This is a genomic window from Elstera litoralis (genome assembly GCF_000963705.1).
GTDB classification, from domain to species: Bacteria; Pseudomonadota; Alphaproteobacteria; order Elsterales; family Elsteraceae; genus Elstera; species Elstera litoralis.
Genome location: NZ_LAJY01000362.1, coordinates 1 through 2,132 on the forward strand (window position 1 = coordinate 1; position 2,132 = coordinate 2,132).

Consider the following 2,132-nt stretch of genomic DNA (forward strand, 5'->3'; position numbering starts at 1 on the left):
ATATGCAAATCGCCGTCGGCGCGCACGTAAAGATCGATCAAACTATGGCGGGAAAGCTGTTCCAACATGTGATCGAGAAACCCGATGCCGGTTTTAACATCGTAAACGCCCGTTCCATCCAGGTTCACCCGAACCTCGATACTGGTTTCTTTCGTGCTCCGCCGAACGTCCCCTTGCCGCATGGACCGATCCAACCCTTCGCCGTGACTGTGTTACGTCCTTGTAACAGGCGCAGGAAGGTGGGGAAAGGGGGGCGGAAGCCCCCGCCCGCACAGCACCCTTGCGTTATTCCGCCGCTTGCGACAGCAACACCGGGCGATGCTGGGCTTCTTCGTCCGTATCATTCGCCGGGGCTGCGAGTTCCACGGCATCGCCATCGGCGGTATCGCGCAACTGGCGCACGAAGCCTTCGATGGTTTCCAGCAGGCTCGTCGATTCCTCGTTCAGCTTGCCCGCAATCGTCAGCACATGCACCGCCGCGTCGCCGGTATCGATGGCAGCCTGCGTCACGCCGCCGATACTGGCGGAAACCGTATTGGTGGAGGCCGCCGCCGATTGGATCGAGAGGGCGATGTCGGAGGTTGCGCGGTCCTGCTGATCGATCGCGCCGGAAATCTCGCCGTTGATTTGATCGAGCCGCCGGATAATCGCGGCGATGCCCGCCATCCCGTCGACGGCTTGGCGGGTGGTCGATTGGATCATCTGCACCTGGGCGGCAATATCGCCCGTCGCCCGCGCCGTTTGCGTCGCAAGCTGCTTCACTTCGCCCGCAACCACCGCAAAGCCCTTACCGGCATCCCCGGCGCGCGCCGCTTCGATGGTCGCATTCAGCGCCAGCAGATTGGTTTGCCCGGCGATGCCATTGATGAGATCGACGACCTGACCGATGCGCTGCGCCGCTTCCGACAGCGAGCGCATTGTGTCGGTAATCATATCGGCATTGCTCACCGCGTCGCCCGCAACCTTGCCCGCTTCCTGGACTTGGCTGGTGATGCTGGTGATCGAGCGGCTGAGTTCATCCGCCGCGCTTGCCACATTCTGCACGAATTCCGCCGCGCTTTGCGCGGCATCGGACACATGACCCGATTGACGGCTAGTGTCTTCGGCGGTGCGCGTCATGCCGAGTGCGGTCGATTCCATATCGTCGGCGAGACCGCTGACTTCCTGGACTACATGATTGACGCTGCTTTCCAAGCTTTGCGCCAATTCGTTCAGCGTGCGGCGCTTCACTTCGGCAGCGCGGCCTTCGAGCGCGTCCTGTTCCTGCGCCAAACGGTCGTTATCGATGGCCTGCTGTTTGAACACGTCAAAGGCCAGCGCCATTTTGCCGATTTCATCGGTGCGCTTGCGGCCCGGCACTTCGACGCCGAGATCGCCCGAGGCCAGCCGGTTCATCGCTTTGGTGATCGCACTCAGTGGCACGGCAATCCCGCGCGCCGTGAAAATCCCCACCACGGCCAGCACCGCCAGCAGCAAGGTTCCGGTAATCAGCAGCGTATTGCGCAGGCTATCGATATCGGCAAACACTTCCGCCGCATCGATTTCCCCCAAAAGCGCCCAGCGGATGCCGAACACATCGACGGGCCGGTAGGAGGAAATCACCTCGGCATCCCGGTAATTTGTAATTTCATGCACGCCGTCGCGGCCTTCGAGCGCCGCTTTGACCGAGCTGGTTTCGACATGGGTCGAGAGAATCGCATCGGCCCCAGAGAAGCGCGAGACCGAGCGCATCATCAGATCCGAGCCGACCATATAGGTCTCGCCCGTGTTCCCCATCCCGGCGGTATTGCCGAGCACCTTATTCATCCCATCGACCGGCAACTGCACGGCGAGCACGCCGGAGAAAGCCCCATCGGGCTGGAACACTGCCGTGGCGAGGAAGCTCGTCGGCTTATCGCCGTTCGGCTTATAGGGGGCGAAATCGGCCATCACGATCTTACCCGCTTCGGGATTGTCGCGGATGACCTTCACCAGTTTGGCGAGATGCGATTCCTTGAACGGCCCAGCGCGGAAGCTGGTGGCGAAATCATCGTTTTTCGCGACCGTATAAATCAGATTGGCGCTGGCATCGAACAGCATCAAATCGCCATAGCCCGATTCCTGGCGCACAGTGCGCAGCCACGGATGATGCT

The 2,132-nt window shown here is 61.2% G+C and carries 1 protein-coding gene and 1 pseudogene; both read right to left on the reverse strand.

All coding sequences use genetic code 11. The features are described 5' to 3' along the window. Nucleotides 1-182, reverse strand: a pseudogene (locus tag VZ95_RS13660) (imidazoleglycerol-phosphate dehydratase); the annotation flags it as partial. A gap of 103 nt (nt 183-285) precedes the next feature. After that, nucleotides 286-2,132: methyl-accepting chemotaxis protein (locus VZ95_RS22085; RefSeq protein ID WP_156995296.1), on the reverse strand; the 1,847-nt coding region annotated here is incomplete at its 5' end.